At 43.9% G+C, this 17554-nt stretch carries 17 protein-coding genes; 9 read left to right on the top strand and 8 right to left on the bottom strand.

Annotated features, from left to right (window positions below; translation table 11 throughout):
- Nucleotides 1-139: 139 nt before the first annotated feature.
- The 4 genes from EKG39_RS10570 (at nt 140) to rlmM (ending at nt 3406) form a co-directional block, all read left to right on the top strand.
- Complete coding sequence (locus tag EKG39_RS10570; RefSeq protein WP_126505704.1) at nt 140-1051, top strand: transcriptional regulator GcvA; 912 nt, start codon at nt 140-142, stop codon at nt 1049-1051.
- On the top strand, nt 1032-1706 hold the full coding sequence (locus tag EKG39_RS10565) for an alpha/beta fold hydrolase (RefSeq protein WP_126505703.1): 675 nt from the start codon (nt 1032-1034) through the stop codon (nt 1704-1706). The genes EKG39_RS10570 and EKG39_RS10565 overlap by 20 nt, the downstream gene beginning before the upstream one ends.
- Nucleotides 1699-2088, top strand: a complete 390-nt coding sequence (locus EKG39_RS10560) for a DUF423 domain-containing protein (RefSeq protein ID WP_126505702.1) — start codon at nt 1699-1701, stop codon at nt 2086-2088. The genes EKG39_RS10565 and EKG39_RS10560 overlap by 8 nt, the downstream gene beginning before the upstream one ends.
- A 235-nt stretch (nt 2089-2323) precedes the next feature.
- A complete protein-coding gene (rlmM, locus tag EKG39_RS10555; protein WP_126505701.1) occupies nt 2324-3406 on the top strand; it encodes a 23S rRNA (cytidine(2498)-2'-O)-methyltransferase RlmM in 1083 nt (360 codons plus the stop codon).
- 122 nt (nt 3407-3528) lie between these two features.
- Here the strand turns inward: rlmM and EKG39_RS10550 are convergent, their stop codons facing one another.
- The gene (locus EKG39_RS10550; RefSeq protein WP_126505700.1) at nt 3529-4536 is read right to left on the bottom strand and encodes an isocitrate dehydrogenase; all 1008 of its coding nucleotides are present in this window, start codon (nt 4534-4536) and stop codon (nt 3529-3531) included.
- A 283-nt stretch (nt 4537-4819) separates the two neighbouring features.
- On the opposite strand from EKG39_RS10550, the gene EKG39_RS10545 reads away from it, so the two are divergent.
- The 5 genes from EKG39_RS10545 to EKG39_RS10525 all read left to right on the top strand — a co-directional run bounded on the left by EKG39_RS10545 (nt 4820) and on the right by EKG39_RS10525 (nt 9760).
- Nucleotides 4820-7645, top strand: a complete 2826-nt coding sequence (locus EKG39_RS10545; protein ID WP_185817568.1) for an alpha/beta hydrolase family protein — start codon at nt 4820-4822, stop codon at nt 7643-7645.
- Between the two features lie 122 nt (nt 7646-7767).
- A complete protein-coding gene (locus EKG39_RS10540; RefSeq protein ID WP_342775522.1) occupies nt 7768-8334 on the top strand; it encodes a MarC family protein in 567 nt (188 codons plus the stop codon).
- Nucleotides 8303-8458 carry a MarC family protein gene (locus tag EKG39_RS23820; protein WP_342775521.1) on the top strand — a complete coding sequence of 52 codons (156 nt, stop codon included), beginning with the start codon at nt 8303-8305 and terminating at the stop codon, nt 8456-8458. The genes EKG39_RS10540 and EKG39_RS23820 overlap by 32 nt, the downstream gene beginning before the upstream one ends.
- 231 nt (nt 8459-8689) lie before the next feature.
- Entirely contained in the window at nt 8690-9157 is a 468-nt protein-coding gene (locus EKG39_RS10530; RefSeq protein WP_246028471.1) for a methyltransferase family protein, read from the top strand.
- Nucleotides 9158-9160: 3 nt separating this feature from the next.
- Nucleotides 9161-9760 (top strand): GNAT family N-acetyltransferase, encoded by a 600-nt coding sequence (locus EKG39_RS10525; RefSeq protein WP_126505697.1) that lies wholly within the window; start codon nt 9161-9163, stop codon nt 9758-9760.
- A gap of 441 nt (nt 9761-10201) precedes the next feature.
- Here the strand turns inward: EKG39_RS10525 and EKG39_RS10520 are convergent, their stop codons facing one another.
- The 7 genes from EKG39_RS10520 to ppnN form a co-directional block, all read right to left on the bottom strand.
- The gene (locus EKG39_RS10520; protein WP_126505696.1) at nt 10202-11158 is read right to left on the bottom strand and encodes a hypothetical protein; all 957 of its coding nucleotides are present in this window, start codon (nt 11156-11158) and stop codon (nt 10202-10204) included.
- Complete coding sequence (locus EKG39_RS10515) at nt 11151-12944, bottom strand: ORC-CDC6 family AAA ATPase (protein WP_126505695.1); 1794 nt, start codon at nt 12942-12944, stop codon at nt 11151-11153. Before EKG39_RS10515 ends, EKG39_RS10520 begins: the two co-directional genes overlap by 8 nt.
- Nucleotides 12941-13903, bottom strand: a complete 963-nt coding sequence (locus EKG39_RS10510) for a metallophosphoesterase family protein (protein WP_281276241.1) — start codon at nt 13901-13903, stop codon at nt 12941-12943. Before EKG39_RS10510 ends, EKG39_RS10515 begins: the two co-directional genes overlap by 4 nt.
- A gap of 14 nt (nt 13904-13917) precedes the next feature.
- The gene (locus EKG39_RS10505) at nt 13918-14175 is read right to left on the bottom strand and encodes a metallophosphoesterase family protein (RefSeq protein WP_126505693.1); all 258 of its coding nucleotides are present in this window, start codon (nt 14173-14175) and stop codon (nt 13918-13920) included.
- A 502-nt stretch (nt 14176-14677) separates the two neighbouring features.
- Nucleotides 14678-15097: a DUF3192 domain-containing protein gene (locus EKG39_RS10500; protein ID WP_126505692.1), complete on the bottom strand. Its 420-nt coding sequence runs from the start codon at nt 15095-15097 to the stop codon at nt 14678-14680.
- Between the two features lie 177 nt (nt 15098-15274).
- Nucleotides 15275-16063, bottom strand: a complete 789-nt coding sequence (gene xni / locus EKG39_RS10495; protein WP_126505691.1) for a flap endonuclease Xni — start codon at nt 16061-16063, stop codon at nt 15275-15277.
- Nucleotides 16064-16182: 119 nt separating this feature from the next.
- Entirely contained in the window at nt 16183-17535 is a 1353-nt protein-coding gene (gene ppnN, locus EKG39_RS10490; RefSeq protein ID WP_126505690.1) for a nucleotide 5'-monophosphate nucleosidase PpnN, read from the bottom strand.
- Between the last annotated feature and the right edge of the window lie 19 nt (nt 17536-17554).

The following is a 17554-nucleotide window of genomic DNA, read 5'->3' as shown; positions in this document are numbered from 1 at the left end:
CCCAATTTCGTCGTAGAGGCTGCCTAACTTTATTCGTTTCGTTGGCGCATAATTTAATCAAAATCACTTCCCTTAACAAACGATAAAATGTAACAATACGGATTAGAAAAACTAATCAAAAGATGGGATCGGGATCACTATGTCTAGACGTTTACCGCCATTAAATGCAGTGAAAGCATTCGAAGCTGCTGCGAGGCATCTGAGCTTTACCCGGGCAGCCGAAGAACTCTTCGTAACCCAGGCTGCAGTGAGTCATCAAATAAAGGCTTTAGAAGAATATTTAGGCCTGAAATTATTCCGTCGAAAGAACCGTTCTCTACTATTAACTGAAGAGGGACAAGGTTACTTTTTGGATATAAAAGATATCTTTGTTCAGTTGGCTGATGCAACGGACCGGCTGCTTGCAAGAAGTGCCATAGGTTCACTGACAGTAAGCACTTCACCGAGTTTTGCTATTCAATGGTTAGTGCCTCGTTTAGCTAAATTTAGTGAGAATAACCCCGATATCGATGTACGAATAAAGGCCGTCGATAATGAAGATAGTTCTTTGACCGATGATGTTGATGTTGCCATCTATTACGGACAGGGGAGTTGGGCTGGATTAAGAGCCGACAAGTTAAAAAATGAGGTGTTGATACCCGTCTGTTCACCCATGTTACTCAATGGTCCTAAACCACTTGAGAAACCCAGTGACCTTAAAAATCATACGCTTTTACACGATATGAGTCGCCATGATTGGCAAGCGTGGTTTAGGCAATGTGGGATTAATGATATTAATGTGAATCAAGGTCCCATATTTAGTCATTCTTCATTAGTTTTACAGGCGGCGGCTCATGGACAAGGTGTTGCGCTGGGTTATAGCGTTCTTGCCCAACCCGATATTAAAGCGGGAAGACTGGTTTGCCCCTTTCAAGAGGTGTTGGTGAGCAAGAATGCATACTACTTGGTTTGTCAGCAAAATCATGCGGATATAGGTAAGGTTGCGGCCTTCAGAGAGTGGATGTTAGACATGTTTGAAGAGGAGTCTCGCAGTGAGCTACTTCCTGGTTAAAGAGTCTCTGGAAGCACAGGAATTGCTTCAGAGTGAGTGTGTAACCGAGGGCGACTTGAGTGGAACCATCGTCATATTTACTCACGGAGCCGGGGCAAATATGCAATCTGAATTTATGGTTGAGATGGCAAAGGGGTTGTCCGATGCTGGTTTTGGGGTGATACGTTTTAATTTTCCCTATATGCGTGCCAATGCCATTGATGGTAAGCGTCGACCACCCGACCGAGCACCTAAATTGATTAAAGACTTCAACCTGCATATCGAGGCGATTAAGGCTGAGTACTCCCCCAAACGAATAATTCTAATGGGCAAATCCATGGGCGGACGCATGGGAGCCATTGTGGCCGGGGACACCATTGTCGATGGTGTGGTCTGTCTCGGTTACCCTTTTATTCCACTGAAGGGAGGGGAGCCAAGGCTGGAGCCCATCGAGAACTGCAAGGCACCTATCTGCGTGATTCAAGGTGAGAGAGATAAGTTCGGCGGCAAAGGATTAGTCGATACCTGGCCAGTGATGAGCAGGGTGAGCTTGCATTGGTTAGCGGATGGCGATCATAGTTTTGCACCAAGGAAGTCGTCAGGTACGACGCAAGAAGCTAACCTAGCCACTGCGATCACACATTGTACTGATTTTATTCGGGGGTTAGATGCGTAAAGGGTTTCTATTGCTAGCGGCGCTGAGTGGTTTTATGGCGGTTGCTTTAGGTGCATTTGGTGCACATGGGTTAAAAAACGTCACGACCCCGGAGATGGTTGGCATCTTTAACTTAGGTGTCGAGTATCAGTTTTATCATACGTTTGCGCTGATAGTCGTGGCCTTCTCCGGTCATTGGTTAAGATCCAGGTTGATCGATTGGGCCGGTTACCTGTTTATTGCGGGTATAGGGCTATTTTCGGGATCCCTTTATCTCTACGCCCTGTTAGGAAGCAAATGGACCGGCCCTATCACACCTTTAGGAGGCGGCTGTTTCCTACTAGGCTGGTTATTTATAGCCTTGGCCGTGTGGCGAAACCGGGTGGTAGAGTTAAACGATTAAGCCTAAATGATTTGTAAACTCAGCTGATTTTTAAACTTAGCTGCTTTTAATTATAGCTACGGCAATGGCCGTATGAACGTTAGCCGGGTGGTATAACTAAACGATTGAGCAAGCCCGTGGTTTAAACCATAGAAGCAGGCTTGTTTAGAAATCGTAATAACAGCACATACAGTGTAGAATGGCGGCCATTATATAGATTGTCGCCATTTTTTATTGGCTGGTTCCAGGAATTCCAATGATTAACCTATTTTTGTTTTGCCGTGCAGGCTATGAGAAAGAGTGTGCCGCTGAGATACAGCATCGCGCGGCTGAACTTGATATCGGTGGTTTTGTTAAAACCAATAAAAACGATGCTTATGTGATTTTTCAATGCTTTCAAGCCGGTGATGCTGCGGTCTTGGCCCAAAAAATCAAGTTGGATTCACTGATCTTCGCCAGACAGATGTTTGCGGCCAAAGCGCTGCTGAAAAATCTGCCGGAAGATGATCGGGTCACGCCAATTGTCGAAGCCTTAGCCGAAGTCAATAAGGCGGGTGAGCTAAGGGTAGAGACGCCGGATACCAATGAAGCTAAAGAACTGTCGAATTTCTGCCGTAAGTTTACGGTTCCCCTAAGACAGAAGCTAAAAAAGGCTGGGTGTCTGCTCGAGAAGGAGAACCCTAAGCGTCCTATTATCCATGTCTGTTTCGTGGCATCAGGAACGGCTTATGTTGGCTACTCTCTGAGCAACAATAGTTCACCTAACTTCATGGGGATCCCAAGGTTGAAAATGGCCGCGGATGCGCCGAGTCGTTCGACCCTGAAGTTAGATGAGGCCTTTATACACTTTATTCCGAAAGAGGCTCAGGAAGAGAGGTTGAGAAGCGGCATGAATGCCGTCGATCTTGGTGCCTGTCCCGGTGGTTGGACATATCAGTTAGTTCGTCGTGGCATGTTTGTCGCGTCTGTGGATAACGGCCCGATGGCTGAATCTTTGATGGAAACCGGCCAGGTTAAGCACTATCAAGCCGATGGTTTCCGTTTTGAGCCACCACGCAAGAATATCTATTGGCTGGTGTGTGACATGATCGAGAAGCCCTCGCGCGTGGCTGAGCTGATTGAGGCCTGGGCAATCAATGGTTGGTTTAAAGAGGCGATATTCAACCTTAAATTGCCAATGAAGAGCCGTTACCTTGAGGTTTCACAAATCTTAGAGACGATGGCGGAGATTTTAAGAGAGAATGACATAAAGGATTTCGAGATCCAGTGTAAACACCTTTATCACGACCGGGATGAAGTGACTGTACACCTGTGGCTTAATCCCACCCAACCTTGGTAAGCTGAGTTACCATAGAACCGTATCTGATAAGTAAAGAAAAGGCCTCATGTGTAAACATGAGGCCTTTTTTGTATAGGCTGTAAGGTTCTAGGTTCTAGAACCTAGGGGCAAATAACCTTTTCCTACAGACGCTCGATCACAGCTTGTGTGAAATCGGTCGTGCCATGGGTACCACCGAGGTCGCGTGTCGTACGGTCGCCTTCGGCAATCACGGCGGTAACGGCGTTGCGGATACTCTCTGCTTTATCAGCCATACCCAGATACTCAAGCATCTGGATCGAGGCCAGAATCACCGAGGTTGGGTTTGCCAGGTTTTTGCCGGCAATATCGGGCGCACTACCATGAACGGCTTCAAAAATTGCCGCATCTTTACCTATGTTGGCACCCGGAGCCATACCCAGGCCACCGACTAAACCAGCACAAAGATCAGAAAGGATGTCACCAAAAAGGTTTGTCGTTACCATAACGTCAAAGTTTTCAGGGTTCATAACCAGCTTCATACACGTCGCATCGACAATCATCTCTTCGGTGATGATATCCGGGTAACGTTGGCTGACTTCACGGGCGACTTTCAGGAACAGTCCTGACGTCGACTTCATGATGTTAGCCTTATGAACGATAGTCACCTTCTTACGGTTCTCTTTACGAGCAAGTTCATAAGCGAAAGTGGTGATCTGCTCAGCGCCTTGGCGAGTGATGATACTCGTCGCTTCTGCTGTTGCGCCATCTTCCGATAACGTCTGGCCCAGGCCCGAGTACATGCCTTCGGTGTTTTCACGAACGGTAATGATATCGATATTATCGTATCGTGCCTGAGTTCCCTTGAAAGAGAGAACCGGACGAACGTTCGCGTATAGGCTAAATTTCTTACGCAATGATACGTTGATAGAGGTAAAGCCCTCACCAACCGGCGTAGTCAACGGACCTTTTAAAGTGATACGGTTCTTCTCGATCATATCGAGGGTGCGCTGAGGTAAAAGCTCGCCTTGCTTTTCAAGCGCGGCTAAACCAGCGTCGGCAAATTCATATTCAAAATCGCAACCGGCTTTATCAAGAATTTTTATGGCTGCATCGATAATGCTTGGTCCAATCCCATCACCAGGGATCACGGTTATAGTTCTTTTTGACATGGAGAGTCCTTCCACGGTTTGTCGTTACTGCTATGTCTGGCCATGTCTAAAGACACGGTAGTATGACTTGGAATTCGTTTTTATTGTTCACCGCTTTATTTTAAACACTTTTAAACAATTTTCACAGAAAATAGTGAGCAATCTCACATTTTTTTTATATAGTGGAACTTGCAATAAACAAGGCTTATGACGATGATTGTTCGTTAAAGGTTAAAAAAGTCTACTTTAGTCTAATGAGACTTGGAAAGTTGACGTTAACAAAATAAGAAAAATGAGGAAGACCTTGAAGTCACTACCCATAGCATCTTTACTACTTGTATCGGCGAGCTTACTCACCGCTGGAGCCTATGCTTCAGCCCCCTCCAGCTCTCATTCAATCGTCCCTGATGACATAATGCATTTTGAATCATTGAAGAAGCCTGTGGTTTCTGATTCAGGCACTATGTTAGCCGTCGAGGTCGCGCCTGATCGGGGAGATAGTCACGGACTGGTTAAAAGTCTGACTTCATCAAAAAAGTTTATCGTCGATGGCGGTTCTAAGCCGAAAGTGAGCCAAGACGGCCGTTTTGTTGCTTTTGTTGTTAAAAGTTCGTTACTGGATTCTGAGACTGCATCAGCCAAAGAGAAGAAGAAACTCAAATCCGGCATGGTGTTACTCGACACAAAATCCGGAAAAGAAACACGTTTTGAAAGAGTTAAATCGTTTGAGTTTAATGAAACCGGAACACACTTAGCCGTTTGGTTTGAAGCTGAAGAGAAAGAGGGCGACAGTAAAGAAGCCAATAAAAACGCTGACAGCAAGAAAAAAGAGCAGAAAAGTAAGCAGGAAAAGGTTGATAAGTTCGATAAGGGAACCGAGTTCCAGCTTATTTCACTCAAGAATGGCTATAAGCAAAGCGTTAAAAATGTTACCCGCTTCTATTTTGATAAAGTCGGTAAGCATCTGGTGTTGGCAAGTAACGATGTGAAGGCCAAGAAGCATCAACTGGTATTAATTAAACTCAACAGCAACGAAAAAGATATTATACGCCAGTATAATGACCAACAGATTGGTGAGGTGTCACTCAGTGAAAGCGGCCAATATATCGCTTTTACCCATGGCGTCGCTGCAAGCGCACCCTATGGACGTGAATATAAGTTATCTCTGCTTGAGATCGCAACCGGAGACGTTAAGCCTGCGCCCGTTAATGATGAGTGGAAACTTAATCGTTATTCAACATTAAGGTTTTCACAAGACAGTAACCGACTCTTCTTTGGACGGGTTCCTCAGGTGAGCCAGCAGCTTGAAATCAAAAAGATTGAGAATCAAGCCGACCTCTTCAATGAAAAACTAGTCACAGGTCAACGCGAGCTGCGTATCTGGCACGGTGACGACGCACGTATAAAGCCCAACGAGGTTAAGCAGTACAAGAAGGAGCAGGAGCGGACCTATCTGGCCGTATTACATCTGAAGGGCAACAATCTTGTGCAGTTAGCCGATGAAGCGGTTCCGGACATTGAGCTGCAGGAGCAGTCACGATTCGTTATCGCCAGCTCAGATATTCCCTATCGTAAGATGATCACCTGGGCCGGTTTTTATCGTGACTATTACTTAGTCGATCTCAATACGGGGCGTAAAATTCCATTTTTGACCCAGCAGCCTACAAATGAAGCGCCAAACCTCTCGCCTAAAGAGCGATTTGTCTCCTACTACCAACAAGGGCAGGTATATCTATATCAGATATCTCAAGATCGCAGACATAATCTAACCAAAGATTTGAAGGTCTCCTTTGCCGATGAAGATCATGATTATCCCTCTAATGCCCCGGGATATGGCTTCGGACCCTGGCTTGAAAATGATGCCGGTCTGTTGGTTTATGATAAATATGACATCTGGCAGGTGAATACCGAATCTCTGGAGGCGTTCAAGCTAACAGGGGGGAAAGGGCGTAAGCAGGGGATCCAATATCGGGTAACAGGATTAGTCGATGATGAAAATAACCCTGATGTGTTTGCTCTCGATCAGCAGGTGTTGCTGCATGGCTATAATGAGAAGACCAAAGGTGACGGTTATTATCAGGCAAAAATTGGCGTCTCTGGTGTGACGACTTTGATGGAGGGGGATTATAAGATTAAACCTCTCGCGCGCAGTAAAGCTTCCAATACCTTGGTGTTCTCAAAAGAGCGCTTCGATCTGTTTCCGGATCTCTATACCGCAGAGTACTCATCGCCACAGACTGCAACTCGTCAAACCGACCTAGATGCTCAGAAGCGTAAGTTTAACTGGAGCAAGTCCGAGCTGGTTCACTGGACCAATGGTGATGGCCAGCCGTTAGATGGTGTGTTGATTAAGCCGACAAACTATGAAGAGGGTAAGCGCTATCCGGTACTGGTCTACTTCTATCGCTTTATGAGTGACCGCCTGCATGCGTTTCCTCAGATGAAGCTCAACCATAGACCTAACTTTGCCTGGTACGCCGATAACGGTTACGCCATCTTCCTGCCGGATATTCGTTTTGAGGTGGGTTATCCCGGTGCAACCTCTGTTCAGGCATTGACTTCCGGTGTACAGAAGTTAATTGAAATGGGGATCGCCGATCCTGATGCTGTCGGGATCCAGGGACACTCCTGGGGCGGATATCAAACTGCCTTTGCCGTTACCCAGACTCATATCTTTAAGGCAGCGGTAACCGGGGCACCGGTCTCTAATATGACCAGTGCCTATAGCGGGATCCGCCACGGTAGCGGGTTAGCCCGTCAGTTTCAGTATGAAACCGGACAGAGCCGAATTGGTGAGAGCCTGTTCAGAGCCCCGCAGAAGTATATTGAGAATTCGCCAATCTTCTATGCCGAGCGTATCAAGACTCCTATGATGATCATGTTTGGCGATAAAGACGATGCGGTGCCGTGGGAGCAGGGAATTGAGCTTTACCTTGCCATGCGTCGTGCGGGTAAAGATGTGGTCTTCTTGCAGTATCAAGATGAACCACATCATTTGAAGAAATACCCGAATAAACTCGATTACAGCATCCGCATGATGCAGTATTTCGACCACTACCTGAAAGGTAAGCCTGCACCGGCCTGGTTAACTCAGGGCGAGGCGTATACTGAATATAAGAAGGCCGATTGATTCAGTTTAGGGTCATCGCCAAGTGAATTGAGAAAACCGAGTTTATTACTCGGTTTTTTTATGGACAGCGCCTGTGTTTATGGTAAGAATTGGGCATTAATGATTGAAGGAAGTACGAAACGATGGATGGACTCTGGCTACATTTAGGTACTGTTTTTATGGGGTTCTTTGCAATAATGAATCCCATTGCCAATGTACCGATATTTTTGGGATTAACCTCACAAGAGGACGAGCAGACGACGAAAGCGATCGCCTTCAGGGCACTCTTGTTGGCATTTATTATCATCACAGTCTTCGCTCTGATGGGCCAGTTTATCTTTACCCTGTTTGGTATATCCCTCTCTGCATTTCGTATCACTGGGGGATTTCTGGTATTTTTAATCGGCTTTCATATGCTGCAGGGCAATAATTCCAGTGTACATCACCCGGATAGTGCCCAGATTGAGGAGATCAAGGCTAAGAATAACGATACTCAGAGGGAAGCTGCACTGAGTATTGCGGTATCTCCACTGGCGCTGCCCATTCTTGCGGGTCCCGGCACCATAGCCACCGCGATGAGTTTCTCTGCCGCGGGGGGCATAGTCGAAATGCTGATCACCATAGGCACCTTCGGCGCCTATGCTGATCACCATAGGCACCTTCGGCGCCCTATGTATAGTGACCTACCTGTTTTTCATCTTTGGCGGTAAGCTTGTCAACTATTTAGGTAATGCGGCGCTGGGCGCCATTACCCGGATGATGGGCTTGATTTTGGCTGTCATAGGAACCCAGATGGCCATTGAAGGGATCAAAGGTGCGTTTGCTATCGGGTAGTATCAATGATGGGCTTATTTTAACCATCATCGGAACCCTGATGATAAAGAGCATCAAAGGTGCGTTTGCTATCGGGTAGTATCAATGATGGGGCTTATTTTAACCATCATCGGAACCCAGATGATGATAAAGGGCATCAAAGGTGCGTTTGCTATCGGATAACGTTCACACCAGCTCATCGCGAATCGACGGTAGATAAAAAGGAGCATGGAGAAGTATATGGAGAGGTTTATGGAGAAAGATCTAAAAGGTGCGGGAGTTAAAATTCCTCCGCCGGTTATTTTTATCTTGTTCATGTTATTGGCTCATGCCAATGAATTGTTATTTCCCATCGGGATAACCTTTGCGCCGGTGATAACCTATATCGGTCTGGGCTTGGTTATGGGCGGCCTTATTTTACTGTTCTCTTTGCTGCTACAGTTTAAACGTGTAAAGACCTCAATAGAGCCTTGGCAGCCGACTTCATCAATTATTAAGACCGGGCTTTATAAGTATTCAAGAAACCCCATCTATCTGGCTTTGTGTACCATCCCTATCGGTCTCGGCCTCTATTTTAGCCATGTTTGGCTAATCACCAGCGTGATCCCATCGTGTATCGGTGTCTATTATGTGGCCATCAGGCCTGAAGAGGCCTATTTAACCCGTAAATTCGGTGATGAGTATATTCGTTACCAGCAACAGGTTCGCAGGTGGTTTTAATCTATGTTTACGATTCCAAGAATTAAGACAAAGCGAACCATGCTGACTATTTTGCAGTATTATGAATATCAACTATTAATCGATTATTACCAGAAAAATAGCGCTCACTTAGCCCCTTGGGAACCACAAAGGGAGCCTGAATACTTCAATCCCACGCAGGTAAAGCGGAGGCTACTTGAGAGTAATGAGCTGTTTGCGGTGGGAGGTGCGGTGCACTTCGTTGCATTTGCATTAGATGAGCACGCCTGCTCAGGTAGCGACGAGAACCGCAGTGAGATTATTGCTGTCTGTAATTTTACCAATGTTATCAAAGGCTCATTTCAGGCCTGCAACTTAGGTTACTCCATTGCCGGGGAGCATCAAGGCAAAGGCTTAATGAAAGAGATATTAACGGCTGGGATAGGCTACATGTTTACCGAGCTTAACCTGCATCGCATTATGGCTAACTATATTCCAACCAATACACGCAGCGGTCAGTTACTCTCATCACTGGGGTTTGAAGAGGAGGGGCTGGCAAAATCCTATCTGAAGATAGCCGGACAGTGGCGGGACCACTGCCTGACATCGAAAATCAATCATGAGTACTCTGACTCAGGTGGCTGATTAGGTTGACCTCCCTACTGCTGGCAGTAGGGTTTTGTATTAGAAAGTGGTGACTTGTCGGATAACAAGTTTTAAGTATCTTATATTGTTGCTTTGGGCTGATTGGGGGCTTGGTTTGTTTGCTAGGTACCGTAGCACCATTGTTACCTAACGCCTTCCCGGCGAGGAATGTGCAAACACGTCTGTGACACCGCGCGAGTATATCCCTATAGCTTCGGCCGTGACATCCCTGTCACGGACGGTCACAGCCGCGTTTACACCAGAATTATTTGTCTCTTCGATTTAAAGCCTTCTGTTGTAACTCATTTTTGGACAAAAGTGAGCTAGAGATTTACCTCTAGCTCATTATGTTTTGATTAGGAAAAGTAACTTTAATTATTCGAAGGGATTATTTAGCTACAAACAATTTATCCTTTCCTGTTAAATTTTACTCTGGCCGAATTATTCTATCCCTTTGCTAATAGATGTTATAACAACCTCTCCACTAGCTTTTACACTGTGCGGTTTACTGCGTTTATACTCAGAGTAAATACAGCTGACTCCTTGAAAGCTTAACCCTGCAATTATTGAAGCTAGTAAATGTGGCTTTGGACCAAACTGTACTATAGATACATTATATTTATCTACTAGTGGTCGTATAAGTTGACACAAGTTCTCAAAGGTCTGAGCTACACTGAAAATTGGTGAACCTACTAAGCTTTCCCCATTTTTTAATTGATGCTGTATAAATTGTGCATTTATACTTTTTGCTTTGTCTTCATAATCAGGTAGAGAACCCGGAGAAGAAATCATACCGTAAGCGACATCTGGTTCTAATAGGTTATAGAAACTTAAAGGCCCTATCCGATCGAAGCCTAACATAAATATTCCAGCTTTCTTTCTTTTAGTTATTGACGAACCTTGGCAACCGGGTAAAACTTTAACGTCTCCCAGCTCAAAGTCTAAAAAACCACTGCTTAGTGGGTACTCAGCACAAGAGTAAACCATTGTGATTTCTATTGGTTTATCGAAGTAATTGAGAAAGTAATTGAGAATGGCAGCATACCAGTTTCTAGACATTGAAGAGTAATCAATCAAAACTCTATATACATCATCTTTGCTGACAAGCCCCTCCATAATATGTATAACACTGCTGTAAGCTAATTTTATCTCGCAATGTTTTAATGATACGAGACTATTATAACCCGCAGTTCTGAACAAGGCTTCATTAGCTTTATGAACACTATTTTGAGCACTTTCTTGGTATGATAGAACTAACGATTTATTGATGTTTCTACTATCTAGCAGGTTTACTAAATGAGTACATCGTGGCTCATATCCTGTACAAAATATTCCCAAATCAAAATGTGATTGCATGACTTCGTAACGGGATAAATCTTTGATTCGGACACTATTCATTTTCAAATAACTCCATCTGCTCTATCACTTTTGTGCTATTCATAACAGTTGAAATACTAACGGCCCGCCCGACTCGAGGGAACAGATTAAAATGAGGAGCCAAACAGTTAGCTAGGCAGAACACACCTTCCATTTCAGGAAATAAGCTGCGCTCGTTACTGTCTTTTTTTACCACTGGGTATAAGAGCCCTAAATCTACAGCAGATTTGATAGCCGCCCATACACGTTCATCTACAGAGTGTTGGATCTGAATAGCTTGAGGCAGGTCTGAACCAAGTTTTTCTTCTAACGTTTTAGCTTTAAAGAATGACCCGATCGCCTTAATTAATTCATATGATCTTTTACCACTTTTCTCAAACTTAATTACTTCCAATTCACTGTGTGAAAAACTCTTTATCCTTTTACTCTGTACTGAGGGAAGAATGCTATTTAGCTCCTCAACAGAGCCATTTAGTAAATGGTTGAATAGACGAAATAAGCGACGTGGGTTACCGTCAGAACAACGAGAGATAATTGCTACACCACTGTATAACGATGTATTGGTACTACCAATGCGATTATGGTATTCATCTCGAAGAAGTAAGATCCCTCTAATTTTTCTGGCTAGCTCATCATCAAATTTCTTTATGTTTTCCTTATACAGCTTCTTAGCTCTCGTGTACGTAACCTCGTTACAGTGATTTTCTATCATCACTAAGAGAGCTTCGTCTGTTACTAGTTCATTTGTATCCTGTGCCAGCTTAGAATGCCCAACCAAAGTTTCTAGCGTTTTGGTACTGTCGCTATCAAATTGACGTAACCTATTCACAAACAACTTAGTTGCAAATTCTTGTATTATTTTGTCAGAAGATTTCTGGTTCTTATTGATAGTTCCAAGTTTATCAATGTATATATACTCTAAATCATGACCAACATTGACATTAGCGTTTACAGTAGTGGACAAAGTGTGGTGCCTATAAGGCATTGTAGTTATCTTAAAGAATATGTCATTCGCAGATCTCATGTGAGTGTTGAGAATTTGATGGTGCTCTTTAGATAAAAACTCAGCTTCATCGAGACAAAGTACCCACTTACTGTTATCTGGAATGTTTAAGGCACTAGAAATTTGTTTGGTGGCTATTGTAAATGGAGAGAAAAGGTTGCCATGAAAGGCCATACCCAATACTTTCTCTTCATTTGTTAATGTCAGTCCCATAGACTCTTTGTTAAACATTAGATTCTTCTCGTACTCTAATATTTCGAGCTCTCTTCTTAGTTCTTGGAAGTTATTTATTAGACGAGGTAAAGTCCACAACCTTGAAAGGTTTTTACATACATTTCGCTGTACTAGAACAGCATCAACCTCATCTTCTACGTAGGCATCAATACAGCTTTTTGCCGTGTCGATTAGCCTTGCACACGTAGCGAGGTTTAAACTCCAAATAAAGTATTTATCTTTAGAGTTCTCGTAGTTCTCTAGTGAGTTAACCCACTCTACCTTTAAAGGAACATATGTTGCGACTAGGCTTCTTTGTTCAATGATCGTTTTAGCTTCAGAAATGTTGTTCCTTTCTTGCTTATCACTAGATGAAAGATGTTTATTTGCAAGCTTACGTAAATTTTGGTGAGACAGCATTTTTACTAAAGCAGTTTTGCCAGAACCTCTAGACCCTAGAACAACTTGGTTTTTGGTAGAATATAAGAGTTCGGAGAAGGATTCAGTCCAAATAAACTCATTCACCAGTTGATTGGAGGTAAAGTCTCGAGCGTTAGAAGCTTCAAACACGTTCTTTAAATTAGTACTCATTGTGGAGAATCCTCTAAAACAACTAAGAAGTCATTATTCTTCATTGGTAAATACTCCCACCCTTCTTCTTTGCACAATTCGGTAACAACAATTTCTCGTAAACCAAGGTTACAGTACTTAAGCTCAGGCTTACGACCTAGAAGGATTTGCCATCTAAACCGACCATGAGATGCAATTCGGCTTCCTATATCTGTCTTTAGTTCTTTCTTAAGAACTTTTCTGTTGCGGATGTCACCAAAGAATTCCTCGTGGCTAATGAAATCCCTATCTTTACTTGCAGATATCCATTTATTGTTATCAAAGTAAGCCCATGTGGTAACTTTTCCTAGGATATTGTCATTTGTTACACATTTACCTTCAACTTCAATGATGTGAAAAAAATTCGCGACGCCGTTATGATAGTCTTTCAAAGATGCACTAAAACTTCCAGCAGATAAGGCTACTATAGGGTAATTCAGGGAATCAGAGTGAATATCAAATCTTGGAATATGTTTATGACCATGGACAATTACATCAAATTCAGATGAAGTAGCGAACCGTAAAAATGCATCGGCATTTTGCATAATACTGAAGTCGTTATCTTGGAAAGTTCGATCGGTATAATTTTTAGGGTGGTGGTGGGTAAGTAGTACTTTGACCTTGTCTTTTGTATCGAGCTTACCGACTTCTTCTTTTATTATGTTTAAGTCTTGTAAAGCTATTGAACCATGGTGAACATTAGTTTCAATACTATCCCTTGCTGATGAATTGATTCCAACAACAGTTATCTCTTCACTGTCCCAAATGGAGCCATAAGGTGAACTATACATGTCGCGAAATGCGGCGTTGTTTAATAGGCTACTAAAAAAAGGGTGCTGTTCTAAATTAATATATTTTTTCTTGATTGTTAGCTCTAAAGGTTCATTACTTTTTATGGATGATTCTTCATCTTTCCAGCTACTATCATGGTTGCCAGGGATAAAATAAATACATTTCAGGCATACATTAAGCAGTTCAGCAATGGCTTTGATTTTTTAGATGCCAAATCAAATTCATCATATGCTGCTGTTTGAGTGATATCTCCAGCGATTAATATGTGTGTAACGTTTATCTTTTGACTTTCAACTAAGTCTGAAAAATCCTGGAAAAAGTTAGGTGTATTTCGGCAAGCCATATCATCTGGCGAAGTTGAGAAATCTTGCGCTCGAGCTTTTGAACCTACATGTAAATCACTGAGAACTAGGAGTTTCATAAGTATTTGAGCTATCTAAATTAATTGAATTATTAGCCATTGAAATTATCATAATCAATTCTCAGAGTACAGGGACAGGACATGCTTTTAGCTACACATTACCTTTTGTATATCAAAACTAGCTAAAAATCTGGAAACGCATTTCTTAGGCATAACACACTTTGGGGCAGAAATGTGTTACGAAGTCCAGCAATAAAGCTTAATCGAAGAGAGAGAATATTCAGGTGTGGATGCGGCAGCGGACGTTGATGGCATGGCGAGGTATCACTAAGTGATACTCTCCGAGCGAGAGATAGGGATATCGAACTGGCATTTAAACATGGAGGTTGTTTGCCATCGTCGAGCCTCCACGGATGGATTCACGGCGTTTCGCTGAAGTATCTGCACATTCCCTCGCCGGCGGCGATAAATAACAATGAAGGTAAACCTTCAAACAGATATCAAATACCAACTCAGCCGGAAGCTAAATCAGAAAATGTAACCAGCCTTCATTCGAAGGCTATCAGATATCGGTATTGCTGCTATCACTACCACTGGTGTCAGTGCTATTGCGGCTCAGATATACCTGGTAGGAAGCCTCTCCCCATGCGATCAGCTTCTGATCTCTGAACAGTAGCGGCGTGCACTCATCTCTGGTGGTTTCGCCGTCAGATTTCTTATGGTGAGTACGATAGAAAAGTACCTGTAGTGTCGATTCGTTAACCATCTTTGCTTCTGAGAAGTCTGCCTTTCCCATCATCGATTTTATTTGAGTGATCGACTGACCTATTGATATCTCAGTGAGCTTGCCATTGATATAAGCCTGTCTGTCTTCCCAGTCCATCTCATCCACGGTGGGCTCGTAGACGAGTACAACTACTGCAACAAAGGCGAGGTAAGCCGCAAAAATAGAACCGATTATAACGGGGAGTTTAGATTTCATTGGTACGTCAGGTCCTTGGTATTAACGTAAAGCAAGTTCGATTTGAGACTCACACTACTAACGCTTACAAGCACTAGCATATTACTAATATAAATCATGATAAATCATAATTCAGTCAGATGTAATAAGATACCCTCTCGGTTGTGGTTAGTGAACCACAAATAAGTAACTTTATGTTTACATTTGCCTGGGTGAGGGCTTTGCATCAGGAGTCGGCAGCCTGAATTGGCTCAGGTTTACATTCAGCGGTATATCGGTCTGCAGTTGAACTAGTTTATAACTCAACCTTGCCATCTGTTTACCCGCCTCGAGTTTTTTAGCCTGTTTAGCGCCGACTTTATCGAGAGAGGCATAGATATTGGCCAGAGAGCGGAAGGTTCTTAACAGTTCGATGGCTGATTTCGGACCTATACCAGGCACTCCGGGGATCTTATTTCCGCTATCACCCGCTAAGGCCAGATAGTCGATAAACTGCGAATGCTCTACACCTAACTTCTTCTCTCGCTCCTCAATGGTCATGTAATCCTGATTGAAATGATCCCATCGTTGAATATTGGGATCGCTGAGTTGAGTAAATCCCTTATCGGTGGATACTATGATGGCCTTTCCACCATTGCTGACGAGTTTACTCGCTAAGGTGGCGATAACATCATCGGCCTCAGACGCCGCATCGATTGAGTTAAAACCTTGTGCTGCAAGGTATGACTTAAGGGCTGGCAGGGTGTTTGACAAGGCTTGTGGCATGGGCTTACGGCCTTTTTTATAGTCCTCAAAGAGGTGTTTTCGCCATGAAATATCATCGCCATCCCATACGACTGCAACGTGAGTTGGCTGGTGGTATTTTACCAGCTTCTTGCAAGCCGAGCCTACGCGAGCATCGAGCCCATTTACATCGTTTTCATTGGGTTGTGCTGCATGCATCCGGCGAACCAGATTCATGCCATCAATTATTAAAAATGTGTTCATCGTGCCTTTTTTTCATGTGATTTAAATCAGACGCAGTGGCTGTTGAGCTAGCTTGTCATTAATATGACTAAATCATGACTATGGCTATCAGCCTGCTCACTGCCGATAGCCTACATCTGCTAAGTATTGATCTTGTAACAGGGGACGTATTCGGTTCCCGGTAATTTCATTCTTTGCTGTTTAACGAAAGCACTCAATAGCTTATCCAATAATGCCATTAGATCGGGATCGCCTTTTATTTCAAATGGCCCCTCTTTCACCACACTACTGATGGTTTCCATTTTAACATTACCGGCGACGATACCGGAAAAGGCCCTGCGGAGATTAGCCGCCAGTTCAGCCTTATTGGGTTGATAGTGTAAGTTCAGGTTACCCATCATCTCATGGGTCGGAATAAAGGGGAGTTGAAATTCCGGCTCAATCTTGAGTGACCAATTGTATTGATAGGAGTCACCGGAAGTTTTACGGTGATCTTTTATCACATCCATGCCATGGCTCATGATTCTTGCTACCCGAACAGGATCATCGATGACAATCTCATATTTGCTTTGGGCCTCATCACCTAATGTTGCGGCAATAAACTCATCGATTCTCATGAAGTATTCGGCACTCTCTTTAGGGCCGGTTAATACTAACGGGAAAGGCATCTCTTCATTTTCTTTGTTAAGCAGTATGCCTAACAGGTACAACAGCTCTTCGGCCGTGCCCGCTCCACCGGGAAAGATCACTATGCCATGTCCGAGTCTGACGAAGGCTTCCAGACGTTTCTCAATATCGGGTAATATAACGAGCTCATTGACTATCTGATTTGGCGGCTCCGCCGCAATAATGCTTGGCTCCGTGAGCCCTATATAGCGTGCCTGGCCGATGCGTTGCTTAGCATGTCCTATGGTCGCGCCTTTCATCGGCCCTTCCATGGCTCCGGGCCCGCAGCCCGTACAGATATTCATCTCTCTCAGACCAAGCTCATATCCCACCTCGCGGGTGTATTGATATTCGTCTGCATTGATGCTGTGTCCACCCCAACAGACCACCACATTTGGATCTTCGAAAGGAATAACCTGCCCATTGCGTAATATGTCAAAAACTACGTTAGTGACGTGGCTGGAGTTAGTTAGGTTGATATGCCTGAGGTTTTCATACTTATCACTGAGGTAGACTATGTCTCTCAGTACGGCAAAAAGGTGTTCCTGAATGCCTGCGATGATCTTGCCATCGACGAAGGCTTCTTCCGGTGGGTTGACCAGCTCGATTTTAATGCCGCGCTCACGGCGCAATACATTAATATTAAAATTACTGAATTGTTTGAAGAGGCCTTCGGCATTATCGCCCTGGAGACCTGAGGCGAGTACTGCAAGGGAGCAGTTGCGAAAAAGTTGGTAGAGCTCGCTTTTGGCACTTTGTTTGACACGATCGACTTCGAGTTGAGAAAGTTGATCCATGCTTCCTCTTGGGCTTACTTTTACTATCATAGCAACTCCTTGGCAGTGA

Origin of the sequence: Shewanella atlantica, from assembly GCF_003966265.1 — a bacterium.
Lineage (GTDB): Bacteria > Pseudomonadota > Gammaproteobacteria > Enterobacterales > Shewanellaceae > Shewanella > Shewanella atlantica.
The sequence above is the reverse complement of the archived record's forward strand: the minus strand, read 5'-3'. Positions and strand labels throughout refer to the sequence as shown.